Consider the following 1,906-nt stretch of genomic DNA (forward strand, 5'->3'; position numbering starts at 1 on the left):
ATACCATAGCATGGAGGCTTCTCAAAAAATTGTATAAATTTGCACTGGATGAAATGAATAGTATGAAGCCAGAAAAAATACTTGATATAGGTGCAGGCCCTGGAAAACTTTCAATAATGGTTGCTAAGAAATTTCCCGATGCAAAATTCTTTACAATTGACCCATCAGAATATATGGTCAAAGCTGAAATAAAAAATTTTGAAAAGGAAAATATAAAAGCTCAATGCAAGCCCGGCAGCAGCAGGGATATACCCTTTGGGGAAAATTTTGACCTGATATATACAAGCCTATCATTTCACCACTGGAAGGAACGGGACAGCAATATAAAGTACGTGCTTTCAAAATTAAATGATAATGGTACATTTATGATAATAGAATTCTTGCAAGATTATTATAAATCACCTTTATCTTTAACCAGAAAGCATTCAATTTCAAAGCAATATGCCGAATCATTAAAATTTGATGGCTTCGAAAAAACAGTAAATACATCTGGCAAATTTATATCTATTAAATTCAAAAAAGTTTCATAATTTTTATTCACCGTTAAGTTTTTTTATTAATTCATCAACCTTTGTTTCAACATCATGTGACATTGAAAGAGTATCAGGCCATGGCCTGTTATAATTTTCTGCTGGTGATTTTTTTGTTGCATCTATTCCCATTTTTGATCCAAGATTAAATAATCTTGCCGGATGGTCAAGGGAGTCCGTTGGTGTGTTGGGTATCATAAAAACATCGTTTACGGGATCAATACGTGTTGTCATTGCCCACATAACCTGCTTCATATCATGGACATCTATATCATCATCAACAACCACAACAATCTTTGTAAACATCATCTGCCCTGTTCCCCAGATTGCAAACATGACTTTCTTTGCCTGCCCCGGATACCTCTTTTTAATGGAAACTACTATCATGTTGCTCACAACGGTTTCTTCAGGTATATTCATATCAACAATCTCAGGTATCTGTATCTGTATTAATGGCAAAAACATTCTTTCTATAGCCTTTCCAATTCTTACATCTTCATGCCATAATTTTCCAACAATGGTTGTTGAATAAATAGGATTTATTTTCTGAACCACTTTCTTGATATGGAACACAGGAAAAGCTTCTTCCAGTGAATAATAGCCAGTATGGTCTCCGAACGGCCCTTCTATTCTTGTTTCAGCAGGGTCAATATAACCTTCAAGCACCAACTGTGAACTTCTTGGATATTCAATATTGACAGTTTCACCTCTAATAAGCTCAAGATGCTTTTTTGCAAGTATTCCGCGAAATGAGAATTCATCTATGCCATTTGGAAGAGGAGCTATGGATGAAAAAAATGTTAATGGGTCAACGCCAATTGCAACTGCAACATCCATGATTTTTCCTTCATTTTTGTATTTATCCATGTGCTCTGCACCGCCCTTGTGTATGTGCCAGTGCATCCCGGCAGTTTCATCATCATAAACCTGCATCCTGTATGTTCCCACATTTCTTGCACCAGTATCAGGATCTTTTGTAATAACAACAGGCATGGTTATGTAACGCCCGCCGTCATCAGGCCAGTTTTTTGTAATTGGATAACTGGAAAGATGGGGCGCTACAACTTCAAATTCAGAATTTTTTCTATTGTATATCTTTGGCTTAATTCCGCTCATCTCTTTTAGCATTTCCAGCCCTCTGGATATCATGGATTCTGTATCGTCAGGTATTCTCACTAAATTTTTTAATTTGAGGCCTATATTATATGGTGTATCACCAAGTATTGCCTCAATTTTTTTATCAGAAGAAAATATGTTGCCTAAAACTGGAATTTTTGATCCTTTAACATTGGTGAATAGCATAGTTTTCTTTTTTCCTATGCGTTCTTCTTCACTGAGGATATATGTAAGTTCAAGTTCCGGATCAACTTCGTCAT

At 35.8% G+C, this 1,906-nt stretch carries 2 protein-coding genes; one reads left to right on the top strand and one right to left on the bottom strand.

Annotated elements, in window-relative coordinates; all coding sequences use genetic code 11:
* Nucleotides 1–530 (top strand): class I SAM-dependent methyltransferase (locus tag WKI77_RS07535; RefSeq protein ID WP_337861209.1); only part of this gene is annotated, 530 nt, incomplete at its 5' end.
* Nucleotides 531–533: 3 nt separating this feature from the next.
* Here the strand turns inward: WKI77_RS07535 and WKI77_RS07540 are convergent.
* The coding region (locus WKI77_RS07540) for a UbiD family decarboxylase (protein WP_337861210.1) at nucleotides 534–1,906 on the bottom strand (1,373 nt) is incomplete at its 5' end.

It is taken from the genome of Ferroplasma sp. (genome assembly GCF_037442045.1).
In the GTDB taxonomy this organism is placed as follows: Archaea; Thermoplasmatota; Thermoplasmata; order Thermoplasmatales; family Thermoplasmataceae; genus Ferroplasma.